This window comes from Ruixingdingia sedimenti (genome assembly GCF_031432425.1).
GTDB lineage: Bacteria > Pseudomonadota > Alphaproteobacteria > Rhodobacterales > Rhodobacteraceae > Ruixingdingia > Ruixingdingia sedimenti.
On sequence record NZ_JAVKPH010000029.1, the window covers coordinates 26,088 to 50,060 of the forward strand.

The following is a 23,973-nucleotide window of genomic DNA, read 5'->3' on the forward strand; positions in this document are numbered from 1 at the left end:
ATGCGGGGGGCGGATGCCGCCGCAGGACTGGAAGCCGCCGGGGATGCCCCCCGGCGGCTTTTCGTTCGGGCGGGGGGGCTGGCGCGGCCGGGGCGGGTGCGGCGGATCCTGACGCTGGCGGGGCTGCGCCCGGTGGTGCTGGGGCGGCCCGGGCCGGACGATCTGGTCGGCGTCTGGGGCCGCAGCCCCATCGCCGCGCGGGGCGAACGGCTGGCGGCGGCCACCGGCGCCGGGCTGGTGCGGATCGAGGACGCCTTTTTACGCTCCATCCGCCCCGGGCGGGCGGGCGAGGGGCCGTTGGGGCTGCTGATCGACCGCACGGGCGGGGTGCATTTCGACGCCGCCGCCCCCTCGGCGCTGGAGGTCCTGCTGGCGCGCCACCCGCTCGACGACACCGCCCTGCTGGACCGCGCGCGCGAGGGGATGGCGCGGCTGGCCGCGGGGTCCTTGTCGAAATACAACGCCCATGACCCCGCCCTGCCCGCCCCGCCCCCCGGCTATGTGCTGGTGGTGGACCAGACCGCCGGCGATGCCGCGATCACCCATGGCGGGGCGACCTGGGCCACCTTCCGCGAGATGCTGTTCCGCGCGCAGGACGACCATCCGGGCGCGCGGATCGTCATCCGCACCCATCCCGAAACCGCGATGGGCCTGCGCGCGGGCCATTTCGGGCCCGAGGACGCGCGGGGCAACATCACGCTGCTGTCCGATCCGGTCGCGCCGCAGGCCCTGCTGGAAGGGGCCATCGCGGTCTATACCGTGTCGTCGCAACTGGGGTTCGAGGCGATCCTCGCCGGCCACCGCCCCGTGGTTCTCGGCCGCCCCTTCTATGCCGGTTGGGGGCTGAGCCGGGACGAGGCCGGCCCCCTGCCCCGGCGCAGCCGCCGCCTGACGCGGGCGCAGATCTTCGCCGCCGCGATGATCCTCGCCCCAACATGGTACGACCCCTGCCGCGACCGCCTGTGTTCCTTCGAAGAGGCGCTGGACCAGCTGGAGGCGCAGGTGCGCGCCTATCGCGAGGATCGCACGGGCCATGTCGCCACCGGCATGCGGCTGTGGAAACGCGGCCATCTGCAACGGTTCTTCGGCACCGAAAAACCGTTGCGCTTCGCCGACCCGCCCGCCCGCGCGCTGGCGCAGGCCGGGGCCGAGGGGCGCGGGCTGCTGGTCTGGGCCGGGAAGGCGCCGGAGGGGCTGGCCGCCCCCGGCGTGACGGTCCGGCGGGTGGAGGACGGGTTCCTGCGATCCCGGGGCCTCGGCGCCGATCTGGTGCCGCCGCTCAGCCTCGTGACCGACGATCTGGGCATCTACTACGACCCCGCAGGCGAAAGCCGGCTGGAAAGGCTGATCGCCGCCCCCTGCCCGGCGGGGGGCGAACGGCGGGCGGAACGGCTGGTGGCGGCGCTGGCGGCGCGGGGGGTGACGAAATACAACCTCGGCGGCGGGCCGGTTCCCGACCTGCCGCCGGGCCGCCGCATCCTCGTGCCCGGTCAGGTGGAGGACGACGCCTCGATCCGCCTCGGCGCCGGGGAGGTGGCAACCAATCTGGCGCTGCTGGAACGGGTGCGGGCGGAAAACGCGCAAGCGGTGATCCTGTGGAAACCCCACCCCGATGTGGCCGCGGGCCTGCGCCCGGGGGCCGTGGCCGCAGCGGATGCGGCGCGGCTGGCCGATGTGACGCTGGCAGGCATCGACGCCGCCGCCGCGCTGGCCGTGGCCGATGAGGTCTGGACGATCACCTCCACCCTCGGCTTCGAGGCGCTGTTGCGCGGGCTGCCCGTCACCTGCCTCGGCACGCCCTTCTATGCCGGTTGGGGCCTGACCCGCGACCTTTGCCCCCTGCCCGCCCGGCGGCAGGCGCGCCCCGGCCTGCACGCGCTGGCCCATGCCGCCCTGATCGCCTATCCCCGCTACCGCGACCCGGTGACGGGCCTGCCCTGCCCGCCCGAGGTGGCGGTGGAGCGGCTGGCCTCCGGCGCCGTGGCGCGCGGTGGCCCCGTGCTGCGGGTGCTGGCCAAGGCGCAGGGGGCGCTGGCCTCCTTTGCACCGCTCTGGCGGTAGAGGTGGAAAGGGCGGCGCCGGGGCGCTGCCCCGGACCCCGGGATATTTAAGGACAGAAAGTGAAGAGGGACGGCCTTGGGTCAGGCCAGCTCCCACCGATGCAGCACGTCGCCGCCGACCGGCAGCGTCTCGATCAGCCGGAAGCGCGGCATCGCCGCCAGCGCGCGGGGGGCGAGCGCGCCGATGGCGGGCCGGCCATCGGCCCCGAGCATCAGCCCGGCGGTGAAGCCCACCAGTTCATCGACCAGCCCGGAGTCCAGCAGCGCGGCGGCCAATTGCCCGCCGCCCTCGCAAAAGACCCGCGTCAGCCCCGCGGCCCCCAGTTGCGCCAGCATCGCGCCGGGGTCGATCCGCCCGCCGGGGGCCGCGACCTCGACCAGCCGCGCGCCGAGGCCCTGCCAATAGGCCCGCGCCGCCGCGGGCGCATCCGGCCCGTGCACCAGCCACAACGGCGCCTGCCCCGCGCTGGCCGCCAGCCGCCCGCCCCGCGGCAGGTCGAGCGTGGCGGCGGCGATCACCCGCACCGGCCGATGCGCGATGCCGAGGCCGCGCACCGTCAGTTCCGGGTCGTCCGCCCGCGCCGTGCCGCCGCCGACCAGCACCGCGTCATGCGTCGCGCGCATCAGATGCACCCGCGCCCGCGCCTCGGCCCCGGTGATCCAGCGGCTTTCGCCCGCCCCGGTCGCGATCCGCCCGTCGAAGGAGGTGGCGAGCTTCAGCGTCACCATCGGCCGCCCGCGGGTGATCCGCGACAGAAAGCCGCGGTTGAGCCGCGCGGCCTCTGCCGTCATCACGCCGGTGGCGACCTCGACCCCCGCGGCGCGCAGCATCGCATGGCCGCCGCCCGCGACGCGCGGGTCCGGGTCCTCCAGCGCCGTCACCACCCGCGCCACGCCCGCGGCGGCCAAGGCTGCGGCACAGGGCGGGGTCTTGCCGTGATGGGCGCAGGGTTCAAGACTGACATAGGCCGTGGCGCCGCGCGCCGCCGCACCCGCCTGCGCCAGCGCCCCGGGTTCGGCATGCGGCCGCCCGCCCGGCTGCGTCCAGCCGCGCCCGACGATCCGCCCGCCCGCGACGATCACGCAGCCCACCGCCGGATTGGGCCAGACCCGCCCCAACCCGCGCGCCGCCAGCGCCAGCGCATGGCGCATGTGGCGGGCGTCGTTATCGGCGCTCACTCCTCGTCCCGCGCCTGCGGCCGGAGTTCCGAGACGAACTTGTCGAAATCGCCCGCGGCCTGGAAGTTCTTGTAGACGCTGGCGAACCGCACATAGGCCACGGTGTCGATCCGGGCCAGCGTCTCCATCACGATCTCGCCGATGACCTTCGAGGGCACATCGGTGTCGCCCATGCTTTCCAGCCGCCGCACGATGCCGGAAATCATCTGGTCGATCCGCTCGGGCTCGATCGGGCGTTTCTGCATCGCGATGCGGATGGAGCGTTCGAGTTTCGAGCGGTCGAAATCCTCGCGCTTGCCGCTGGACTTGATGACCACGAGGTCGCGCAGCTGCACCCGTTCGTAGGTGGTGAAGCGCCCGCCGCAGGCCGGGCAGAACCGGCGGCGGCGGATGGAGACGTGATCCTCGGCAGGGCGGGAGTCCTTCACCTGCGTGTCGATATTGCCGCAGAACGGGCAGCGCATGGGTGTCCCTCGGATGTTGCCTGAAACCTTCCGCAAGCACTATAGGCGGCACGGCATCGGCTGGGTAGGCCCTTCGCGCAGGCCACAAGATTTGGTGCGGCCTGTTGCCGTGGGGACTCAATCCGCCGGCCCGCCCCTTTCTGCCGGGGCGACCGCCGGGCGGCGCGCGGCGTCGAGGACAGCGCCGGGGGCCAGCCCCCGGACCCCCGGGATATTTGGGCCAGCCTGAAGATGCAGGGCGCGCTTTCCCCTTGAACAAGGCGGATGCGGCTTCACCTTTTCTCAAATACTCCGGGGGTCCGGGGGCTGGCCCCCGGCGCTGTCCCCTCCACCCGCAGCACGCCCGGCCCCTTACCGCAGCCGCGCGATCTGGCCGGGATGCACCTGACCCAGCCAGGTTTCCGTCAGCGCCACGCCCTCGCGTTCCAGATAGGCGCGCAGGTCCAGCGTCTCCACCCCCGGCGGGGCCTTCAGGTCGAAGACCAGCCGCCAGCCGCCGTGCCGCGCGATCGGCAGCGCGTAGGGGTTCAGCAGGTCCACCCCCGCCGGCGCGCTGATCCGCGGCACCACGCCGTCCTGCTGGCCGAGCCCCTCGAGCGCCCCGCCCGCGAAGTCGATCACCACCTTGATCTGCCCCTCGGGCCGCGGATGGCCCGGCACGCCGCCCGCGCCGATCCGCGTGGCCACGGTGCGCGCCACCGGCCCCTTTTCCGGCACGTCCGAGGCCCAGGTCATGCGGTAGTCGAAGCGCATCTCCTGCCCCGGCTGCGGCTTTTGCGCCGGGTTCCAGAAGGCGACGATGTTGTCATAGATCTCGTCATCGGTCGGGATCTCGACCAGCTGCACCGCGCCCGCGCCCCAGTCGCCCCGGGGTTCGATCCAGACCGCGGGGCGCCTGTCGTAGAACACCCCGTCGTCCTGGTAATTCGCGAAGGCCCGGTCGCGCTGGACAAGGCCGAAGCCGCGCGGGTTCACGTCCTCGAAGCTCGATGTCACCACCCGGTCGGGGTTCATCAACGGCCGCCAGATCCGTTCCCCCGCCCCGGTCAGCATCATCAGCCCGTCGGTGTCGTGCACCTCGGGGCGCCAGTCGAAGGACTGGAAGCGGTTGGTTTCCGAATACCAGTACATCGAGGTCAGCGGCCCGATGCCGAGCCGTTCGACCGGCGCGCGGAAATAGAGGCGGCTTTCGACATCCATCACCTGCCCCGCCCCGTCGCGATGCCGGATCGCCATCCGCCAGGCGCCGGCGAGGCGCGGGCCGTCCAGCAGCGCATGGATCACCACGTCATGGTCGGGGCCGGGGGCCGGCTCGATGTAGAATTCGGTGAAGCGGGGAAACTCCTCGGGCGTGGACAGCCCGGTGTCCACCGCCACCGCGCGCGCCGACTGGCCATATTGCCGTTCGGCCCCGTCGGTGCGGAAATAGGCCGCGCCGAGGAAGGAAATCCAGTCCGACGCCAGATCCGGCCGCATGATGCGGAACCCGGCAAAGCCCGCATCCGGGGGCAGCGCGCGGGCCGGGCTGTCCGCGGGCATGTCGAAGAAATCGGGCGCATAGGCGATCTCGCGCGCCGCGCCGTCCCGGACGGCGAACATCCGCACCGGCTGGCGGAAATAGGTGCCCAGATGGAACAGCTGCACCGGCACGCCGCCCAGATCCACCGTGCGCTCGGGGCGGAAGCGGATGCGCCAGTGGGCGTCGTAGTCGATCCGCTCCAGCACCTCGGGCGCGCGCACCGGGGCGGGGACATGGGGCGCGGCGGCGAGGGCCGCGGCGCGCGCGGCGAGCAGGTCGAAACTGAACGGGATCTCGCCCCCCTGCACCTGGACGGCAGAGGCGGGCACCGCCACCGCCTGCTGCGCGGCGGCGGGCGGCAGGGCGGCGAGCGTCAGGCAAAGCGCGGCCAGGGCGGCACGGGGCGAAAGGGGCAGGCGGACGGGCGGCAGGGGCAAGACGACTCTCCGGGATTCGGGCCGGCGCGGGGCGGGCGCACCAGCGATTGCCGCCGGATCACGGCGAAATCAAGGGGGCGCGGCGGGATGGCGGAATACCGGCGGACCCGCGCGCGGAACGGGGCACATGGCCGGCCGCCCCGTGGCCTGCCGGTTCTCGAACCCGCGGCGCTACCCGCCGGCGCCCCGGGATATTCAGGGACGGGAAGCGACGCAAACCGGTGCGCGAAACCCTGCACACTTTCTGTCCCCAAATATCCCCGCCGGAGGCCCCCGACCCGCCCACCCGCACCACCCGTCCGAAATCGCGGCCAGCGCGCCCCCCCGGGGCCGCGGCAGCGCCGGCGAGGGGGGCTCGATGCCCCCCGAGGTGGCAACCCACGCCCCCTAGGGGCCGAGGATGCGGTCGGCGTGGCCGGCCATGTAGATGCGCAACCAGGGGGTGAAGCGTTCGGGGTGGCGGGTGCATTCGGCGGCCAGCATGTAGCGGTCGATCCAGCGGATCCCGGCGACCTCGGCAGGGTCTGGTGTCACCGCCAGCCCCGGCGGGGCGGGGGCGGTGAAGATGTCGACCAGTTCGTGTTCCACCATGCCGCCGCCCACCTCGGCGCGGTATTCCACCTGCCCGGCGAAGGCGGGGGACAGGCCGGTGATCCCCAGTTCCTCGCGCAGGCGGCGCAGCGCGCAGGCGGCGGGATCCTCGGCCCAGTGGGGATGGGTGCAGCAGCTGTTGGCCCAGAGCCCGGGGGTATGGTACTTGCCCGCCGCCCGGCGCTGGATCAGCACCTCGGCGCCGCGGATGACGAAGACCGACACCGCCTTGTGGCGCAGGCCCCGCCGGTGCACGGCGAGCTTGCCCACCGGCGTCAGCACGCCGTCCACCCAGGCGGGGATCGGCGTATCGGCCGCGCCGGTCATGCCGTGGCCCCCGCCCGCGCCCCCGGGGCCGCGATCACCCGCCAGGCCATGACCGCGGCGGCGAGGAACAGCGCCGCCTCGGCCAGGAACACGGCGCCGAAGGCGGGCGCGGGCGGCAGCATCAGGCGCAGCAGATCGGCCAGCGCCGCGCCCAGAAACCCGCCCGATCCGGCCGCCACCGCCTGCGCCGCACCCCAGAGGCCCATCCGCGTGCCCTCGCGCGCCGCGCGGCCCTGCCCGGCCAGCGCCATCATCGCGCCGACCGCCGCCACCGCGAACATCCCGTTGAAGAGCCCCAGCCCCGCCACCGCGGGCCAGAGCATCGCCTGCGTCCCCCCGGCGCCCACCGCCGCGATCGCCGCCAGCGCGCCCGCCGATCCCGCGCAGCCCGCCGTGACCCAGACCCGCAGGCTGCCCCAGCCAAGGCCCGTGCCCGCCACCGCCACCACGATCATCCCCGCCAGCACGCCGCCGTTCTGCATCCCCGACAGCGTGGTCGTCTGCCCCGGCGTCATGGCAAAGACGAGGCCGCCGAAGGGTTCCAGGATCAGTTCCTGCATGAAATAGGCCAGCATCGACAGGAACACGAACAGGGTGAAGCGCCGCGCCGCCGGTTCGGCCCAGATCTCTGCCAGCCCCGCGCGCAGGGGGGTGGATTCGGGCGGCGGCGCCGGGGGCAGGCCGCGGTCGATGCGCCAGACCGCCAGCACGGTCGCCACCAGCGCCCCCGCCGTCACCACGCCCACCACCGCCAGCAACCGCCCCGGCCCGTAGGGGTCGAGCATCCCCCCCGCGATGGTCGCCGTCGCGGCGATGCCGAAGATCATCATCCCCCAGGTCAGCGCCGCCGCCGCCGCGCGGCGCGCGGGCGCGGTGGCGATGGCCAGCAGCGCCAGCGCCGAGGTGCCCGCCGCCCCCACGCCGATGCCGATCAGCCCATAGGCCAGCACCGACAGCGCCAGCGCCGCCGCCCGCGCCGTATCCAGCAGCGTCACCGCCCAGGCCGCCAGGAACGCCCCGGCCGCCAGCGCCGCCATCCCCCGCAGCACCCACCGCGTGCGGCTGCCGCCGGTATCGGCCAGGAACCCCCAGTTCGGCCGGGTGATCTGGATCCCGTAATAGAACGCCACCAGCGCCCCCGGCAGCACCGCGGGCAACGCGAATTCCACCACCATCAGCCGGTTCAGCGTCGAGGTCATCAGCACCACGACCGCGCCGAGGCTCATCTGCACCACGCCGATGCGCAGGATCCCCGCCCAACCGAGGGTCATGGCCGCCCCCGCAGCGCGAGGGAAACAGGGCACAGGCGCGCCGGAAGAGGAGGAGGGGCATTCCGCATGGCGCGACCGTAGTGCGCCGCCGCGCGGCCTTCAAGCGGCCCCGCCGTCGCACCGGGATTGTTTCCGGGGGCTCGATTTCCGGCCTCCGGACCGAAGGCGCGGCCCCATGCAGCACCACCCCCGGATCGCCATCCTGCGCGGCCTGACCCCGCCCGGGGCCCTGCCCGTGGCCGCGGCGCCGGTGGCCGCGGGCGTCACCCGGATCGAGGTGCCGCCGAACTCCCCCGTCCCCTGACCTCCATCGCGCGGATGGCAGAGACCTTCGGAACCCATGCCGCCTTCGACGCCGCCACGGGCCGCTGAACCGCCCCCGCCCCGTCTCCCCGCCCGTCCCCCTGTGCGGTGGCAGAAGCGCAAACCTATGGCTGTCATTAAAACGTCACTTCGCTGCACCGCCTCTATTGCACCGCGGCAATTCGTCTCTACAGTGCGGCGCGACTCGCACCCTCGGGGGGAAAGATGGCTGATTTCCAGAAACTTCTGATCGCCAACCGCGGCGAGATCGCGATCCGCGTGATGCGGGCCGCGAACGAACTGGGCAAGCGTACGGTCGCGGTCTACGCCGAGGAAGACAAGCTTTCGCTGCACCGCTTCAAGGCGGACGAGGCCTACCGGATCGGCGAGGGCCTGTCGCCGGTGGGGGCCTATCTCTCGATCCCGGAAATCATCCGGGTGGCCAAGATGTCGGGCGCCGACGCCATCCACCCCGGCTATGGCCTGCTGTCGGAAAACCCCGAATTCGTCGATGCCTGCACCGAGGCCGGCATCGCCTTCATCGGCCCGACCGCCGACACGATGCGCCGGCTCGGCGACAAGGCCAGCGCCCGGCGGGTGGCGATCGCGGCCGGGGTGCCTGTCATTCCCGCGACCGAGGTTCTGGGCGACGACATGGCAGAGGTCCGCCGCATGGCCGATGCCATCGGCTATCCCCTGATGCTCAAGGCCAGCTGGGGCGGCGGCGGGCGCGGCATGCGCCCGATCCTGAACGCGGACGAACTCGACGCCAAGGTCCGCGAAGGGCGGCGCGAGGCAGAGGCCGCCTTCGGCAACGGCGAGGGCTATCTGGAAAAGATGATCCAGCGCGCCCGCCATGTCGAGGTGCAATTGCTCGGCGACGGCCACGGCGGGCTCTACCATCTTTATGAACGCGACTGCACCGTGCAGCGGCGCAACCAGAAGGTCGTCGAACGTGCCCCCGCGCCCTATCTGACCGATGCGCAGCGGGCGGAAATCTGCGATCTCGGCCTGAAGATCGGCCGCGCCGTGGGCTACCGCAACGCCGGCACGGTCGAGTTCCTGATGGATATGGACGAGGGCAAGTTCTACTTCATCGAGGTGAACCCCCGCGTCCAGGTCGAACATACCGTCACCGAGGAAGTGACCGGCATCGACATCGTGCGCGCCCAGATCCTGATCGCCGAGGGCGCGACGCTGGCAGAGGCCACGGGCGCCGCCGGCCAGTCCGAGGTCCGCCTGCATGGCCATGCCATCCAGTGCCGGGTGACGACCGAGGATCCGCAGAACAACTTCATCCCCGATTACGGCCGCATCACCGCCTATCGCGGCGCCACCGGCCACGGCATCCGGCTGGATGGCGGCACCGCCTATTCGGGTGCGGTGATCACGCGGTACTATGACAGCCTGCTGGAAAAGGTCACGGCCTGGGCCCCCACGCCCGAAATGGCCATCGCCCGGATGGACCGCGCGCTGCGCGAATTCCGCATCCGGGGCGTCAGCACCAACATCGCCTTCGTCGAAAACCTGCTGAAACATCCCACCTTCCTGTCGAACCGGTACACGACCAAGTTCATCGACACGACGGCGGATCTGTTCCACTTCCAGCGCCGGGGCGACCGGGCGACCAAGATCCTGACCTATGTCGCCGACATCACCGTGAACGGCCATCCCGAAACCGCCGGCCGCCCGCGCCCCGCCGCGCAGGCCCGCCCCGCCCGCCCACCCGCGCTGCGCGCCGATCCCGCGCCGGGCACGCGCACCCTGCTGGACGAAAAGGGGCCGCAGGCGGTGGCCGACTGGATGGCGGCGCAAAAGCGGCTGCTGATCACCGACACCACGATGCGCGACGGGCACCAGTCGCTGCTGGCCACCCGCATGCGCAGCCACGACATGATCCGCGTCGCACCCGCCTATGCGGCGAACCTGCCGGGGCTGTTCAGCGTCGAATGCTGGGGCGGCGCGACCTTCGATGTCGCCTACCGCTTTCTGCAGGAATGCCCCTGGCAGCGCCTGCGCGACCTGCGCCGGGCCATGCCCAACCTGATGACCCAGATGCTGCTGCGCGCCTCGAACGGCGTGGGCTATACCAACTACCCCGACAACGTGGTCCGCGCCTTCGTCGCGCAGGCGGCGGCATCGGGGGTGGACGTGTTCCGCGTGTTCGACAGCCTCAACTGGGTCGAGAACATGCGCGTCGCCATGGATGCGGTGATCGAGGCCAACAAGGTCTGCGAGGCCGCGATCTGCTATACCGGCGACCTGCTGGATCCGGCGCGGCCGAAATACGACCTGGCCTATTACGTCGCCATGGGCAAGGCGCTGCGCGACGCGGGCGCGCATGTCCTCGGCCTCAAGGACATGGCGGGGCTGCTGAAACCGGCCTCGGCCCGCATCCTCATCAAGGCGCTGAAGGAAGAGGTCGGCCTGCCCGTCCATTTCCACACCCATGACACCTCGGGCCTCGGCGGCGCCACGATTTTGGCGGCGGCAGAGGCGGGGGTGGATGCGGTCGATTGCGCGATGGATGCGCTGTCGGGCAACACCAGCCAGCCCACGCTCGGCTCCATCGTCGAGGCGTTGCGGCATACCGACCGCGACACCGGGCTCGACATCGGCGCGATCCGCGCGATTTCCAACTACTGGGAAGCCGCGCGCAGCGAATATGCGGCGTTCGAGAGCGGCCTCCAGGCCCCCGCGTCCGAGGTCTACCTGCACGAAATGCCCGGCGGGCAGTTCACCAACCTCAAGGCGCAGGCGCGCAGCCTCGGGCTCGAGGACCGTTGGCACGAGGTGGCCCAGGCCTATGCCGATGTGAACGCGATGTTCGGCGACATCGTGAAGGTCACGCCGTCCTCCAAGGTGGTGGGCGACATGGCGCTGATGATGGTGGCGCAGGGGCTGACGCGCGCGCAGGTCGAGGACCCGGCGGTCGAGGTCGCCTTCCCGGATTCGGTCGTGGACATGCTGCGCGGCAACCTCGGCCAGCCCCCGGGCGGCTGGCCCGAAGGCATCCTGCGCAAGGTGCTCAAGGGCGAAACGCCCTCGACCGACCGCCCCGGCCGGCACCTGCCCCCGGTCGATTTCGAGGCCGCCCGCGCCACCGCGCTGGCCGAGGTGCGCGCCCGGGCGGGCGAGGATGCCGATGCCCAGACCATCGACGACGAGGACCTGAACGGCTACCTGATGTATCCCAAGGTCTTTCTCGATTACCGCCAGCGCCACGCCGTCTACGGCCCCGTGCGCACCCTGCCGACGCGCGCCTTCTTCTACGGGATGGAACCGGGCGCGGAAATCTCGGTCGAGATCGACCCAGGCAAGACGATGGAAATCCGCCTGCTGACGGTGGGCGAGACGGGCGAGGACGGCGAGGTCAAGGTGTTCTTCGAGCTGAACGGCCAGCCGCGCGTGATCCGCGTGCCCAACCGCGCGATCAAGGCCACCGCCGCCCGCCGCCCCAAGGCCGAGGACGGCAACCCCGCCCATGTCGGCGCGCCGATGCCGGGCTCCATCGCCTCGGTCGCGGTCGGCGCGGGGCAGAAGGTCAACGCGGGCGACCTGATGCTGACCATCGAGGCGATGAAGATGGAAACCGGCCTGCATGCCGAACGCGCGGGCGTGGTCAAGGCCGTCCACATCACCCCCGGCGCACAGGTCGAGGCCAAGGACCTGCTGGTGGAGTTCGAGGGCTGAGGCCCCGTGCCCCCGGCGGCGCTTTCGCGTCGGGGGCGGCGCCGGGGCGCTGCCCCGGACCCCGGGATATTTATGGACAGAAAGTGAACAGGGGCACGCCCCCGCCTCTTCAGGCTGGACTTGAATATCCCCGCCGGAGGCTCCTGCGCTTCCCGCCGGGCCGGAGGCCGGGCGGGAAGCGCCCCTGTTCATTTTCTGTCCCTAAATATCCCCGCCGGAGGCCACCGCCCCATCCCCCCGCGCCACCGCCGGGGTGAAGCCCCTTGCGGGACGCGGCGCAATGTCGGACGCTGGCCCCCGGAACGGAGGTGCCGCCATGTCCCTGCCCCGCATCCTGATCGGCGCGCCGATCGACAGTGGCCAGCGCCGGGCCGGGTGCCTGATGGGGCCCGCGGCCTATCGCGTGGCGGGGATCGCGCAGGCGCTGGCGGATCTGGGCCATGGGGTCGAGGACCGGGGCGATCTGGCCCCCGGCCCCCTTTCGGCCATCCACAGCCCCAATCCGGCCGTCCATTCCCTGGCCGAAACCGTCGCCTGGACCCGCGCGCTGGCCGCGGCCGGGCAGGCGGCGATGGCGGCGGGGTTTCCGATCTTCATGGGGGGCGACCATTCGCTTTCGCTCGGGTCCGTCGCCGGGGTGGCGGCGCAGGCGGCGGCCGTGGGGCGGCCCCTGTTCGTGCTGTGGCTCGACGCGCATTCCGATTTCCACACGCCGCTGACCACCACCAGCGGCAACCTGCACGGCACGCCGCTGGCCTATATCGCGGGCGAGCCCGGCTTCGACGCCTTTGCGCCCTTCCCCGCGCCGGTCCCCGCCGACCGGATCTGCCTTTACGGCATCCGGTCCATCGACCCGGCGGAATATGCCACCATGCTGGCCCGGCAGGTCACGGTCGTCGACATGCGCGACATCGACGAATCCGGCATCGTCGCCCCCCTGCGCGCCTTTCTCGACCGGGTGCGCGCGGCGGGGGGGATGCTGCATGTCTCGCTCGACGTCGATTTCCTCGACCCCGGCATCGCGCCCGCGGTCGGCACCACCGTGCCCGGCGGCATCACCTTCCGCGAGGCGCATCTGGTGATGGAACATCTGCACGACAGCGGCCTCGTCACCAGCCTCGATCTGGTGGAACTGAACCCCTTCCTCGACGAACGCGGGCGCACCGCCAAGCTGATGGTGGATCTGGTCGGCAGCCTGATGGGCCGCAAGGTGTTCGACCGCCCGACGCGCAGCTTCGGCTGACCGCGCGATCCGCCGCAGGGCAGAGCCTTGTAAATTTGAGTAATATTCTTGTGAAAATTTCCCTCAGCGCGTAACAGACTGTCGCCCCAGAGGAGGAACATCTTGGCCTACGCAGATCTCTATGCCCGCTGGAAAGCCGACCCCGAAGCATTCTGGATGAACGAATCCCGCGCCATCGACTGGGTGCGCGCGCCCTCGCGCGCGCTGTTCGCCGACCGCGCGCCGATCTACGAATGGTTTGCCGACGGGCTGGTCAACACCTGCTGGAACGCGGTGGACCGCCATGTCGCCGCCGGGCGCGGCAGCCAGATCGCCATCATCCACGACAGCCCCGTCACCGGCACCGTCCACAAGATCACCTATGCCGAACTGCAGGACCGTGTCGCGCGCCTTGCCGGCGCCCTGGCCGCCAAGGGCATCGCCAAGGGCGACCGGGTGATCATCTACATGCCGATGATCCCCGAGGCGCTGGAGGCGATGCTGGCCTGCGCCCGCATCGGCGCCATCCATTCGGTGGTGTTCGGCGGTTTCGCCGCCGCCGAACTCGCCACCCGCATCGACGACGCGAAACCCAAGGCCATCCTCGCCGCCAGCTGCGGGATCGAGCCGGGGCGGATCGTGCATTACAAACCGCTGCTGGACGGCGCCATCGACCTTGCCGCGCACAAGCCCGACTTCTGCGTGATCTTCCAGCGCGAACAGGAGGTGGCGCAACTGGTCGAGGGCCGCGACTACGCTTGGCATGCCTTCCAGTACGGGGTGGAGCCTGCGGATTGCGTGCCCGTCGAGGGCAACCACCCGGCCTATATCCTCTATACCTCGGGCACCACGGGCCAGCCCAAGGGCGTCGTGCGCCACACCGGCGGCCATCTGGTGGCGCTGAACTGGTCCATGCGGAACATCTACGGGGTGGACCCGGGCGAGGTGTTCTGGGCCGCCTCGGACGTGGGCTGGGTCGTGGGGCACAGCTATATCTGCTATGCGCCGCTGATCCACGGCAACACCACCATCGTGTTCGAGGGCAAGCCCGTGGGCACCCCCGATGCCGGCACCTTCTGGCGCGTGATCCAGGACCACCGGGTCGCCAGCTTCTTCACCGCCCCCACCGCCTTCCGCGCCATCAAGCGCGACGACCCGGAAGGCCGGTTGGTCGGCGGCTACGACCTGTCGTCGCTGCGCACGCTCTATCTGGCAGGGGAACGGGCGGACCCGGACACGATCACCTGGGCGCAGGACAAGCTGGGCGTGCCGGTCATCGACCACTGGTGGCAGACGGAAACCGGATGGGCCATCGCCGCGAACCCGGTGGGGGTCGAACTGCTGCCGGTCAAGCTCGGCTCGCCTTCGGTGCCGATGCCGGGCTATGACGTGCAGGTGCTGGACGAGGGCGGGCACCCGGTGCCGCCCGGCACGCTCGGCGCGATCGCGGTGAAACTGCCCCTGCCGCCCGGCACGCTGCCCACGCTGTGGAACGCGGAGGAACGGTTCCTCAAAAGCTACCTCGACCACTTCCCCGGCTATTACGAAACCGGCGATGCGGGCTATATCGACGATGACGGATACCTCTACATCATGGCGCGCACCGATGACGTGATCAATGTCGCGGGCCACCGCCTGTCCACCGGCGCGATGGAGGAGGTGCTGGCCAGCCATCCCGATGTCGCCGAATGCGCGGTGGTGGGGGTGGCCGATGCGCTCAAGGGTCAGGTGCCGCTCGGGTTCCTCTGCCTCAACAAGGGCTGCGACCGCCCGCATGCCGACATCGTGGCCGAATGCGTGAAACTGGTGCGCGAACGCATCGGCCCGGTGGCGGATTTCAAGAAGGCCGTGGTGGTGGACCGGCTGCCCAAGACCCGTTCGGGCAAGATCCTGCGCGCGACCATGGTCAAGATCGCGGATGGCGAGACGTTCAAGGTGCCCGCCACCATCGACGACCCCGCGATCCTCGACGAGATCCGCGCGGCGCTGGCCGGATTGGGCCTGCCCGCACGTTAAGCGTGTGAAAATGCCGGGGCAGTCTTGCCCCGGCTGCATTGTTGCGTAATCTGGAACAGTGTGAAGGGTGCAAGGTGATTTTATGTCCGACGACGACGGCGGCAACAGGGCCGCCGAGAGGCGCCGCAGCAATGCCTTTTCCATATCCGCCGCAGCGCCATCTTTGCGGGTCGCGCGGCTCGACCAGCTTTTTGCCGCCATCGGGGCAGAGGCGGTGCCCGAACTTCTGGCCCGCCTGACCGAGGATCTGGCCGAGGTCGACCGCCGCCTTGCCGCCGCCCTGCCCCGGCCGCCCGCGCGCCCCCCGGGGCCCGACTGGGCCGAGATCCGGGCGCAGGCGCATGTGCTGATCGCGCTGACCGGCACCGTCGGGGCCGACGGGCTGCGCCGGGGGGCGGAACGGCTGCATGCCGCCGCCTGCGCCCGCGACGGCGCCGCGATCCGCCGCATCGCGCCGGGGATCCGCCGCCAGCTTGCCGCCCTGCCCGGCCTTCTGCGGGCCGCCGCCGCGGGGTGCCCGGCATGACCCCGCCGCTGCTGCTGATCGAGGACACGCCCGCGCTGCGTTTCGCCTATCGCGCGGTGCTGGAGGCCGCGGGCCACACGATCACCGCCGCCGCCACCGCCGCCGCGGGCCTGCGCGCCTTTCACGCCGAGGAACCGCGGGTGGTGCTGCTCGACCTCATGCTGCCCGACCGCGACGGCCTGTCGGTGATGCGCGAGATGCTGGCCGCACGGCCCGGGACGCGGATCATCGTCATCACCTCCAACGCCTCGATCAACCAGGCAGTCGAGGCGATGCGGGCGGGCGCGCATGACTTTCTGGTCAAGCCGGTGGACGAACAGCGCATCATCCATTCGGTGGAAAACGCGCTCAGGGTGCAGGAAACGCCGCCCCCCGCCCCGGGCGCCCGCCCCCGCCACAACGGCGCCCCGCCGACCCAGGGCTTTCTGGGCAGTTCGGCGGCGATGACCGACATCCATGCCAAGATCCGCTCGGTCGCGCCCTCGATGGCCACCGTTTTCATCACCGGCGAAAGCGGCACCGGAAAGGAGATCTGCGCGCAGTCGATCCATGACCTGTCGCCGCGCGCGCGGGGGCCGTTCATCGCGCTCAACTGCGGCGCGATCCCCACCGACCTGCTGGAATCCGAGGTGTTCGGCCATGTGCGCGGCGCCTTCACCGGCGCGGTCGGCGACAAGCCCGGCGCGGCGGTGGCAGCGGACGGGGGCACCCTCTTTCTGGACGAGGTGTGCGAGATGGATCTGGCGCTGCAGCCGAAACTGCTGCGGTTCCTGCAAACCTCGACGGTGACGCCGGTGGGCGCGACCAAGCCCCGCAAGGTGGATGTGCGCATCGTCTGCGCGACCAACCGCGACCCGCTGGAGGCCGTGCGCCGCGGCACCTTCCGCGAGGATCTGTTCTACCGGCTGTTCGTGGTGCCGATCCACATGCCGCCCCTGCGCGAGCGCGGCGACGATGTGGTGGAAATCGCCGAAGCCGCGCTGACCCGCTTTGCCGCCGAGGAGGGACGCGGTTTCGCCGGGCTCGACGGCGATGTGAAGGCGCTGCTGCGCAGCCTGCCCTGGCCCGGCAATGTGCGCCAGTTGCTGAATGTCATCCGCAATGTGGTGGTGCTGAACGACGGGCCGCTGGTCACGCCCGCGATGCTGCCCGACCGGCTGGTCGAAAGCACCGATCCGGCGGCGCCCGACGGCCCCGCCCTGCCGCCCGCCGCGCCCGGGATCGAAACGCTGGCGGGCCGGACGCTGGCAGAAATCGAACAGCTGGTGATCGAGGCCGCGATCGCCCGCCACGGCGGATCGGTGCCGCGCGCGGCACGGGAACTCGACGTCGCGCCATCGACCCTCTACCGCAAGCGCGACGGATGGGCGCGGGGCGGGCAGCAGCCGTGAAAAAGGGCCCCGGCCTTGCGGCGGGGGCCCTTTGTTCCGATGCCGCGGCGATCAGGCGTTCACGGCCGCCTGCAACGCCAGCATGTCGGCAAGATACTTGTCCGCCGCGGCGCGGTCGGCCGGGGCCTCTGCCCGCGCGCGGGCCTCGGCCACCAGCGCGTCCATGTCGGCCGCCGTCACCTCGGCCACCGGGATCGCGCGTTCCGCCAGCACGACCACCGAGGCCGCGGTGATTTCCGCGAAACCGCCGGTCACCGCATAGGCCTGCGTGCCCGCCGGCGACACCGCGCGCAGCACGCCGGGGCGCAGGGTGGTGATGGTGGGGGCGTGCCCCTCCATCGCCGTCAGGTCGCCCTCGGCGCCCGGGATCTGGACCTCGGTCGCAGCGATCGCGGCAAGCCGGCGCTCGGGCGATACCAGGTCGAACTGCACCGTATTGGCCATGTCGCCCCCTTACGCCGCAGCCGCGGCAAGCCGTTCGGCCTTGGCGATCACTTCGTCGATGTCGCCCACCATGTAGAAGGCGGCCTCGGGCAGATGGTCGTACTTGCCCTCGACCACCGCCTTGAAGGACGCGATGGTCTTTTCCAGCGGCACCTGCACGCCGTCCGAGCCGGTAAAGACCTTCGCCACGTCGAAGGGCTGCGACAGGAAACGCTGGATCTTGCGGGCGCGGGCCACCGTCAGCTTGTCCTCTTCGGACAGTTCGTCCATCCCGAGGATGGCGATGATGTCCTGAAGCGACTTGTAGCGTTGCAGGATGCCCTGCACCTGACGCGCGACGTTGTAATGCTCTTCCCCGATCACCGCCGGGTCGAGCAGGCGCGAGGTGGAATCGAGCGGGTCCACCGCCGGATAGATGCCCAGTTCCGAGATCGCGCGCGACAACACCGTGGTGGCGTCGAGGTGCGCGAACGAGGTGGCGGGCGCGGGGTCGGTAAGGTCGTCGGCCGGCACATAGATCGCCTGCACGCTGGTGATCGAGCCCGATTTGGTCGAGGTGATGCGTTCCTGCAGCGCGCCCATGTCGGTGGCCAGCGTCGGCTGATAACCCACCGCCGAGGGAATGCGGCCCAGAAGCGCCGACACCTCGGAACCCGCCTGGGTGAAGCGGAAGATGTTGTCGACGAAGAACAGCACGTCCGTGCCCGACTGGTCGCGGAACTGTTCGGCCAACGTCAGGCCGGTCAGCGCCACGCGGGCACGCGCCCCGGGGGGTTCGTTCATCTGGCCGTAGACCAGCGCCACCTTGGATTCCGCCAGGTTGTCGATCTTGATGACGCCCGAGTCGATCATCTCGTGGTAGAGGTCGTTGCCCTCGCGGGTCCGCTCGCCCACGCCGGCGAACACGGAATAGCCCGAGTGCACCTTGGCGATGTTGTTGATCAGTTCCATGATCAGAACCGTCTTGCCCACGCCGGCACCGCCGAACAGGCCGATCTTGCCGCCCTTGGCATAGGGCGCCAGCAGGTCGATCACCTTGATGCCGGTGACGAGCACCTGGCTTTCGGTGGACTGCGCGGCGAATTCCGGGGCCGGCTGGTGGATGGCGCGGGTTTCCTGCGCCTCGACCGGGCCCTTTTCATCCACCGGCTCGCCGATGACGTTCAGGATGCGGCCGAGCGTCGCGTCGCCCACCGGGACCGAGATCGGCCGGCCGGTGTCGCTGACCGGGGCGCCGCGCACGAGGCCCTCGGAGGCGTCCATGGCGATGGTGCGCACGGTGTTCTCGCCCAGATGCTGCGCGACTTCCAGAACCAGGCGCTTGCCGTTGTTTTCGGTTTCGAGCGCGTTCAGGATCGCAGGCAGCTCGCCCTCGAACTGAACGTCGACGACGGCGCCGATGACCTGGGTCACTTTGCCTTTGCTTGCCATTGTCTATCTCCGGTTCCGTCAGAGCGCCTCGGCGCCCGAAATGATTTCGATAAGCTCCTTGGTGATCGCAGCCTGCCGCGAACGGTTGTACTGGATCGTGAGCTTGTTGATCATGTCGCCCGCGTTGCGCGTCGCGTTGTCCATCGCGCTCATCCGCGCGCCCTGTTCCGAGGCGGCGTTTTCCAGCAGCGCGGTGAAGATCTGCGTCGCGACCCCCCGCGGCAGCAGGTCGGCCAGGATCGCCTCTTCCGAAGGTTCGTAGTCATAGAGCGCGCTGGTCTGCGCCCCTTCCTCGAACCGGGCGGGGATGATCTGCTGTTCGGTCGGGATCTGGGCGATCACCGACTGGAAGCGGTTGTAGAAGATGGTGGCGACGTCGAATTCGCCGGCCTCGAACCGCTTCAGCACATCCTGCGCGATGCCGTAAGCCTCGGCATAGCCGATGCGCTTGACCTCGGACAGATCGACATGGCCGACGAAACGGTCGGCGAAGTCGCGTTTCAGCTGCTCGCGCCCCTTCTTGCCGACGGTGAGGATCTTCACCGTCTTGCCCTGCGCCAGCAGGGCGTTGGCATGGGCCCGCGCCAGACGCACGATGGTGGAGTTGAAGCCGCCGCAGAGCCCGCGCTCGGACGTCATCACCACCAGAAGGTGCACCTGGTCGCTGCCGGTGCCGGCCAGAAGGCGCGGCGCGCCGTCCGCCCCGCCGACAGCCGCCGCAAGCCCCCCCATCACGGCGTTCAGCCGTTCGGCATAGGGGCGCGCGGCCTCTGCGGCCTCCTGCGCGCGGCGGAGCTTCGCCGCCGCGACCATCTGCATCGCCTTCGTGATCTTCCGCGTGTTCTTGACGCTTCCGATCCGGTTCTTCAGGTCCTTAAGGCTGGGCATATCCCTGTCCTCTCAGGCCGGACTTACGCGAAATCTTTGGCGAATTCGGCAATCGCGGATTTCAGTTTCTCTTCGTCGGCGCCCTTGATCTTGGGGTCGGCGCTGGTGATCCAGTCGAGGATGTCGCGGCGCTTGCTGCGCAGGTATTGCAGCAGCCCGGCCTCGAACCGGCCCACATCCTTCACCGCGATCTTGTCGAGGAAGCCCGAGGTGCCGGCATAGATGACGGCCACGATTTCCGCGTTGGTCAGCGGCGAATACTGCGGCTGTTTCATCAGTTCCGTCAGGCGCGCGCCGCGGTTCAGCAGCCGCTGCGTCGCCGCGTCGAGGTCGGACCCGAACTGCGCGAAGGCCGCCATTTCGCGGTACTGCGCCAGTTCCAGCTTCACCGGCCCCGCCACCGACTTCATCGAGTTGGTCTGCGCCGAGGATCCCACGCGCGACACCGACAGGCCGGTGTTCACCGCCGGGCGGATGCCCTGGTAGAAGAGTTCGGTTTCAAGGAAGATCTGGCCGTCGGTGATCGAGATCACGTTGGTCGGGATATAGGCCGACACGTCGCCCGCCTGGGTCTCGATGATCGGCAGCGCGGTCAGCGACCCGGCGCCGAAATCCTCGTTCAGCTTGGCCGAACGTTCCAGCAGGCGGGAGTGCAGATAGAACACGTCGCCCGGATAGGCCTCGCGCCCCGGCGGGCGGCGCAGCAAGAGCGACATCTGGCGATAGGCCACGGCCTGTTTCGACAGGTCATCGTAGATGATCAGCGCATGGCGGCCGTTGTCGCGGAAGAATTCCGCCATCGCGGTCGCCGAATAGGGCGCGAGGAACTGCATCGGCGCCGGGTCGGAGGCGGTCGCGGCCACCACGATCGTGTAGGCGATGGCGCCGGTTTCTTCCAGCTTCTTCACCAGCTGCGCCACGGTCGACCGCTTCTGCCCCACGGCGACGTAGATGCAGTAGAGCTTTTTCGATTCGTCGTCGCCGGCGGCCTCGTTGTAGGACTTCTGGTTCAGGATCGTGTCGAGCGCGATGGCGGTCTTGCCGGTCTGGCGGTCGCCGATGATCAGTTCGCGCTGGCCGCGGCCGACGGGGATCATCGCGTCCACCGACTTGAGGCCGGTCGCCATCGGTTCGTGCACCGACTTGCGCGGGATGATGCCGGGGGCCTTCACGTCGGCGATGCGGCGTTCGGCGGCCGCGATCGGGCCCTTGCCGTCGATCGGGTTGCCGAGCGCGTCGACCACGCGGCCCAGAAGGCCGTTGCCCGCCGGCACGTCCACGATGGACTTGGTGCGCTTGACGGTATCGCCTTCCTTGATGTCCTGGTCGGTGCCGAAGATCACCACGCCGACGTTGTCGGTTTCGAGGTTCAGCGCCATCCCGCGGATGCCGCCGGGGAATTCGACCATCTCGCCGGCCTGAACGTTGTCGAGACCGTGCACACGGGCAATACCGTCGCCGACCGACAGCACCCGGCCGACTTCGGCGACTTCCGCGTCCTTGCCGAAGTTCTTGATCTGCTCCTTGAGGATCGCAGAGATCTCAGCCGCTTGGATACCCATGTTATCGGACCTCTTTCATGGCATTCTGGAGGGATGCGAGCTTCGAGCGGATCGAGGTGTCGATCATCTTCGAGCCCACCTTGACGACAAGACCGCCGATGAGGTTTTCATCGACGGTCGCATTCAGTTTCACGGTCTTGCCGATCTTCGCCTTGAGCGTTTCGGCCAGCGCACGCGCCTGTTCGGCCGAAAGCGGCGCGGCAGAGGTGACTTCGGCGGTCACTTCGCCCTTTTCCGCGGCGATGCGGGCGCGCAGGTCGGCCACCAGTTGCGGCAGCACGAACAGCCGCCGCTTGGCCGCCATCAGCGCCAGCGTGTTCGCCACCATCGGCGACAGGCCCATCGCCCCGGCCACGGCGGCGATGGCGCGGCCCTGATCCTCGCGCGTGAGGATGGGCGAGGCGATCATTTCGCGCAGGTCGGCGCTGGCCTCCAGCGCGGCGGCGAGCGCATCCACATCGGCCTCGAGGCCCGGAAGCCCGTTGTCGTCCTTGGCAAGCTCGAACAAGGCCTGCGCATAGCGCCCCGCGATGCCGAGCGAGATCGAAGCTGGTTCGGACACGTCATCCCTTCCGCTGTCTGGCCCCCACCTCTTGCCCGTCTGGCCGCAGCCTTTCCGGGCGCATACGGGGGCATGCGTCTACCGATTTTGCGGCGTCTCTAACAGACGGGTGGGCCCCCCGCAACCGGGGAACATGGCCTTTGCACAGGAAAAGACGGGGCGGATCGCGCTTGCCGCGGGGCGATGCGGCAATGCAGCATCGGCAAGGCCCCGCCGATCCCGGAAACGGCCTGTTGACGGGCCGGAAACACCCCTGCCGTGTCCGCCGGGGCGGGGGCCTTTATACTCGCGGAAAGAATCGGTTAGGGACGAGTGGCATGGATTATCTCATCATCGGCGCGCTGATGATCGGCGGGGGGCTGATGGCGGCGTTCGGGCTGCTCGACAGCGACAGGGACGACGAGGGCGAGGCGCCCGAAACCGACCCCGCCACCGCGACCCACGGCACCGCGGGCGAGGACCTGCTGGTGGCGGCGGGCAACGATACCGTATCCGGCTGGGGCGGGAACGACACCATCACCCTGCATCAGGACGCGACCGGCCACGGCAACCGGGGCGACGATACGCTGACCCTTTACGGCCACGCCGAAGGCCATGGCGATGCGGGCGACGACACGCTTCACGCCCACGGCGACGCGCGTGCCCATGGCGGCGAGGGGCGCGACAGCCTGTTCCTCTACAGCGATGCCGAGGGCTACGGCGGCGCGGGCGACGACCGGCTGGAGGTGTCGGACGAGGCCGAGGGGCATGGCGGCGACGGCGACGATTTCCTCATCCTGCGGGGCGATGCCGAGGGCTATGGCGGCGCCGGCGACGACACGCTGCGCGGCGCGCAGCGGGCAGAGATGCATGGCGGCGAGGGGGCGGATCTGTTTCTCGCCGATTTCGTGCCCGGGCAGGTGCTGACGATCGGGGATTATGCCCCGGGCGACCGGCTCGGCGTGATCCTGCGCGAGGCCGATCCCTCCCGCCTCGGGCTGAGCGTGACCGCCGCGCCGGACGGCGCCCATACCGATGTCGCGCTGCGCTACGGCAACGAGACCACCACCCTGCGGCTGGACGGGGTGACGGATTTCGACCCGGCAGCCTTTGCGATCTATCCCGATGTCGGCCATCTGGATCCCGCGCAGGGCCTGTCGCTGCTGGACGGGACCGAGGGCGCCGATACCCTGCTGGCCGGGCTCGACGGGCCGCCGGCGCTGATCCTGGGCCGGGGCGGCGACGATGTGCTGCAAGGCCCCGGCCCGATCCATGGCGGGCATGGCGGCGATACGATCACCGGGCGGGACGACCTTTTCGGCGGCCAGGGCGACGATGCCATCGCCGTCATCGCCACCGGGCGGGCAGCCGGCAGCATCGGCCAGGTCGAGGGCGGCGGGGGCGACGACAGCATCGTGGCGCAGGACCAGACCGCCGGTTTCAACGGCGCCTTCTATGGCGGCGCGGGCGACGACCTGCTGGTGGGCTACGGCGACGCCTATCTGAACGGCGGGCCGGGGGACGACACGATCATCCACCTGCGGGGCGAGTTGACGGGCAGCGCCGGGGCCATCGCCACCGGGGCGGGCGCGGATCTGGTGGTGCTGGACGCCCGCGCCGGCGGGGAGTGGGATTACGATACGGCACGGGCCTATCCGGCCACGCTGATCACCGACTTCACCCCGGGGCAGGACAGCCTCGGCGTGATCCTGCCCCCGGGCGATGCGGGCGCGGTGCGGATCGAGATCGCGAACCATCCCGCGCTCGGCTATACGGATATATACCTCTACGAACAGGGCGTGATCGACCGCGGCAACGGCGTGACCGAACCGATCCCCCGGCAGGCCTTCCGCCTTCTGGGCGTCACCGCCTTCACCGCAGCCGACATCGCCTTCTTCGACAGCCTGGAGGCCGCCGAGGCCGCCGCCTGAGGCTGTACTTGGGGGCGGATCGCCCTTCGACCCCTCGATCTGACTGGCGAAGGCGCGTGCCTTCGCCACCGCGATACAGATCGCGTTGCCCCGGCCGGGGGCCCCAAGCCCCCGGCCAGCGCCCGCCCCGCCCATGGCGGGCGCTTCTCGCCCGCCGGGGCAGGCGCTGGCCTGGCC

18 protein-coding genes are annotated in these 23,973 nt (G+C 70.6%); 8 read left to right on the forward strand and 10 right to left on the reverse strand.

The window, feature by feature from the left end; all coding sequences use genetic code 11:
• Entirely contained in the window at positions 1–2,061 is a 2,061-nt protein-coding gene (locus RGD00_RS18490) for a capsular polysaccharide biosynthesis protein (RefSeq protein WP_310458756.1), read from the forward strand.
• An 80-nt stretch (positions 2,062–2,141) separates the two neighbouring features.
• On the opposite strand, the gene ribD is transcribed toward RGD00_RS18490, so the two are convergent.
• The 5 genes from ribD to RGD00_RS18515 form a co-directional block, all read right to left on the reverse strand.
• Positions 2,142–3,239, reverse strand: a complete 1,098-nt coding sequence (ribD, locus tag RGD00_RS18495; RefSeq protein ID WP_310458757.1) for a bifunctional diaminohydroxyphosphoribosylaminopyrimidine deaminase/5-amino-6-(5-phosphoribosylamino)uracil reductase RibD — start codon at positions 3,237–3,239, stop codon at positions 2,142–2,144.
• Positions 3,236–3,703: a transcriptional regulator NrdR gene (gene nrdR / locus RGD00_RS18500; protein ID WP_310458758.1), complete on the reverse strand. Its 468-nt coding sequence runs from the start codon at positions 3,701–3,703 to the stop codon at positions 3,236–3,238. Before nrdR ends, ribD begins: the two co-directional genes overlap by 4 nt.
• Positions 3,704–4,054: 351 nt before the next feature.
• A complete protein-coding gene (locus RGD00_RS18505; protein WP_310458759.1) occupies positions 4,055–5,659 on the reverse strand; it encodes an OpgD/OpgG family glucan biosynthesis protein in 1,605 nt (534 codons plus the stop codon).
• 387 nt (positions 5,660–6,046) lie between these two features.
• Complete coding sequence (locus tag RGD00_RS18510; RefSeq protein ID WP_310458760.1) at positions 6,047–6,577, reverse strand: isopentenyl-diphosphate Delta-isomerase; 531 nt, start codon at positions 6,575–6,577, stop codon at positions 6,047–6,049.
• A complete protein-coding gene (locus tag RGD00_RS18515) occupies positions 6,574–7,848 on the reverse strand; it encodes a PucC family protein (protein ID WP_310458761.1) in 1,275 nt (424 codons plus the stop codon). Before RGD00_RS18515 ends, RGD00_RS18510 begins: the two co-directional genes overlap by 4 nt.
• A gap of 175 nt (positions 7,849–8,023) precedes the next feature.
• On the opposite strand from RGD00_RS18515, the gene RGD00_RS18520 reads away from it, so the two are divergent.
• The 6 genes from RGD00_RS18520 to RGD00_RS18545 all read left to right on the forward strand — a co-directional run bounded on the left by RGD00_RS18520 (position 8,024) and on the right by RGD00_RS18545 (position 16,999).
• Positions 8,024–8,152 carry a beta/alpha barrel domain-containing protein gene (locus tag RGD00_RS18520; RefSeq protein ID WP_425603438.1) on the forward strand — a complete coding sequence of 43 codons (129 nt, stop codon included), beginning with the start codon at positions 8,024–8,026 and terminating at the stop codon, positions 8,150–8,152.
• 224 nt (positions 8,153–8,376) lie between these two features.
• Positions 8,377–11,844: a pyruvate carboxylase gene (locus tag RGD00_RS18525; RefSeq protein ID WP_310458762.1), complete on the forward strand. Its 3,468-nt coding sequence runs from the start codon at positions 8,377–8,379 to the stop codon at positions 11,842–11,844.
• 316 nt (positions 11,845–12,160) lie between these two features.
• Positions 12,161–13,087, forward strand: coding sequence for an arginase (rocF, locus tag RGD00_RS18530; RefSeq protein ID WP_310458763.1), 927 nt, complete (start codon positions 12,161–12,163; stop codon positions 13,085–13,087).
• Positions 13,088–13,189: 102 nt separating this feature from the next.
• Positions 13,190–15,082: a propionyl-CoA synthetase gene (locus tag RGD00_RS18535; protein WP_310458764.1), complete on the forward strand. Its 1,893-nt coding sequence runs from the start codon at positions 13,190–13,192 to the stop codon at positions 15,080–15,082.
• A gap of 82 nt (positions 15,083–15,164) precedes the next feature.
• Positions 15,165–15,608 (forward strand): hypothetical protein, encoded by a 444-nt coding sequence (locus RGD00_RS18540; protein ID WP_310458765.1) that lies wholly within the window; start codon positions 15,165–15,167, stop codon positions 15,606–15,608.
• On the forward strand, positions 15,605–16,999 hold the full coding sequence (locus tag RGD00_RS18545) for a sigma-54-dependent transcriptional regulator (RefSeq protein ID WP_310458766.1): 1,395 nt from the start codon (positions 15,605–15,607) through the stop codon (positions 16,997–16,999). Before RGD00_RS18540 ends, RGD00_RS18545 begins: the two co-directional genes overlap by 4 nt.
• Before the next feature lie 51 nt (positions 17,000–17,050).
• Here RGD00_RS18545 and RGD00_RS18550 read toward each other — a convergent pair whose 3' ends face one another.
• From RGD00_RS18550 to RGD00_RS18570, 5 genes are read right to left on the reverse strand one after another with little or no spacing between them, the layout of a single operon-like run.
• On the reverse strand, positions 17,051–17,443 hold the full coding sequence (locus RGD00_RS18550; protein ID WP_310458767.1) for a F0F1 ATP synthase subunit epsilon: 393 nt from the start codon (positions 17,441–17,443) through the stop codon (positions 17,051–17,053).
• A 9-nt stretch (positions 17,444–17,452) separates the two neighbouring features.
• Entirely contained in the window at positions 17,453–18,874 is a 1,422-nt protein-coding gene (atpD, locus tag RGD00_RS18555; RefSeq protein ID WP_310458768.1) for a F0F1 ATP synthase subunit beta, read from the reverse strand.
• Between the two features lie 18 nt (positions 18,875–18,892).
• Positions 18,893–19,762 (reverse strand): F0F1 ATP synthase subunit gamma, encoded by an 870-nt coding sequence (locus RGD00_RS18560; protein WP_310458769.1) that lies wholly within the window; start codon positions 19,760–19,762, stop codon positions 18,893–18,895.
• Between the two features lie 23 nt (positions 19,763–19,785).
• Positions 19,786–21,324 (reverse strand): F0F1 ATP synthase subunit alpha, encoded by a 1,539-nt coding sequence (atpA, locus tag RGD00_RS18565; RefSeq protein WP_310458770.1) that lies wholly within the window; start codon positions 21,322–21,324, stop codon positions 19,786–19,788.
• Position 21,325: 1 nt separating this feature from the next.
• Positions 21,326–21,886: a F0F1 ATP synthase subunit delta gene (locus tag RGD00_RS18570; protein ID WP_310458771.1), complete on the reverse strand. Its 561-nt coding sequence runs from the start codon at positions 21,884–21,886 to the stop codon at positions 21,326–21,328.
• A gap of 317 nt (positions 21,887–22,203) precedes the next feature.
• Here RGD00_RS18570 and RGD00_RS18575 point away from each other — a divergent pair, with 317 nt between their 5' ends.
• Positions 22,204–23,796, forward strand: a complete 1,593-nt coding sequence (locus RGD00_RS18575; protein WP_310458772.1) for a hypothetical protein — start codon at positions 22,204–22,206, stop codon at positions 23,794–23,796.
• The last annotated feature ends 177 nt before the right edge of the window (positions 23,797–23,973 follow it).

Bases quoted from the DNA above. Each gene is read 5' to 3' on its own strand.
- RGD00_RS18490 (WP_310458756.1), top strand. From the start codon at position 1: ATGCGGGGGGCGGATGCCGCCGCAGGACTGGAAGCCGCCGGGGATGCC.
- nrdR (WP_310458758.1), bottom strand. From the start codon at position 3,703: ATGCGCTGCCCGTTCTGCGGCAATATCGACACGCAGGTGAAGGACTCC.
- RGD00_RS18510 (WP_310458760.1), bottom strand. From the start codon at position 6,577: ATGACCGGCGCGGCCGATACGCCGATCCCCGCCTGGGTGGACGGCGTG.
- RGD00_RS18515 (WP_310458761.1), bottom strand. From the start codon at position 7,848: ATGACCCTCGGTTGGGCGGGGATCCTGCGCATCGGCGTGGTGCAGATG.
- RGD00_RS18520 (WP_425603438.1), top strand. From the start codon at position 8,024: ATGCAGCACCACCCCCGGATCGCCATCCTGCGCGGCCTGACCCCGCCC.
- RGD00_RS18525 (WP_310458762.1), top strand. From the start codon at position 8,377: ATGGCTGATTTCCAGAAACTTCTGATCGCCAACCGCGGCGAGATCGCG.
- rocF (WP_310458763.1), top strand. From the start codon at position 12,161: ATGTCCCTGCCCCGCATCCTGATCGGCGCGCCGATCGACAGTGGCCAG.
- RGD00_RS18540 (WP_310458765.1), top strand. From the start codon at position 15,165: ATGTCCGACGACGACGGCGGCAACAGGGCCGCCGAGAGGCGCCGCAGC.
- RGD00_RS18545 (WP_310458766.1), top strand. From the start codon at position 15,605: ATGACCCCGCCGCTGCTGCTGATCGAGGACACGCCCGCGCTGCGTTTC.
- RGD00_RS18550 (WP_310458767.1), bottom strand. From the start codon at position 17,443: ATGGCCAATACGGTGCAGTTCGACCTGGTATCGCCCGAGCGCCGGCTT.
- atpD (WP_310458768.1), bottom strand. From the start codon at position 18,874: ATGGCAAGCAAAGGCAAAGTGACCCAGGTCATCGGCGCCGTCGTCGAC.
- RGD00_RS18560 (WP_310458769.1), bottom strand. From the start codon at position 19,762: ATGCCCAGCCTTAAGGACCTGAAGAACCGGATCGGAAGCGTCAAGAAC.
- atpA (WP_310458770.1), bottom strand. From the start codon at position 21,324: ATGGGTATCCAAGCGGCTGAGATCTCTGCGATCCTCAAGGAGCAGATC.
- RGD00_RS18575 (WP_310458772.1), top strand. From the start codon at position 22,204: ATGGATTATCTCATCATCGGCGCGCTGATGATCGGCGGGGGGCTGATG.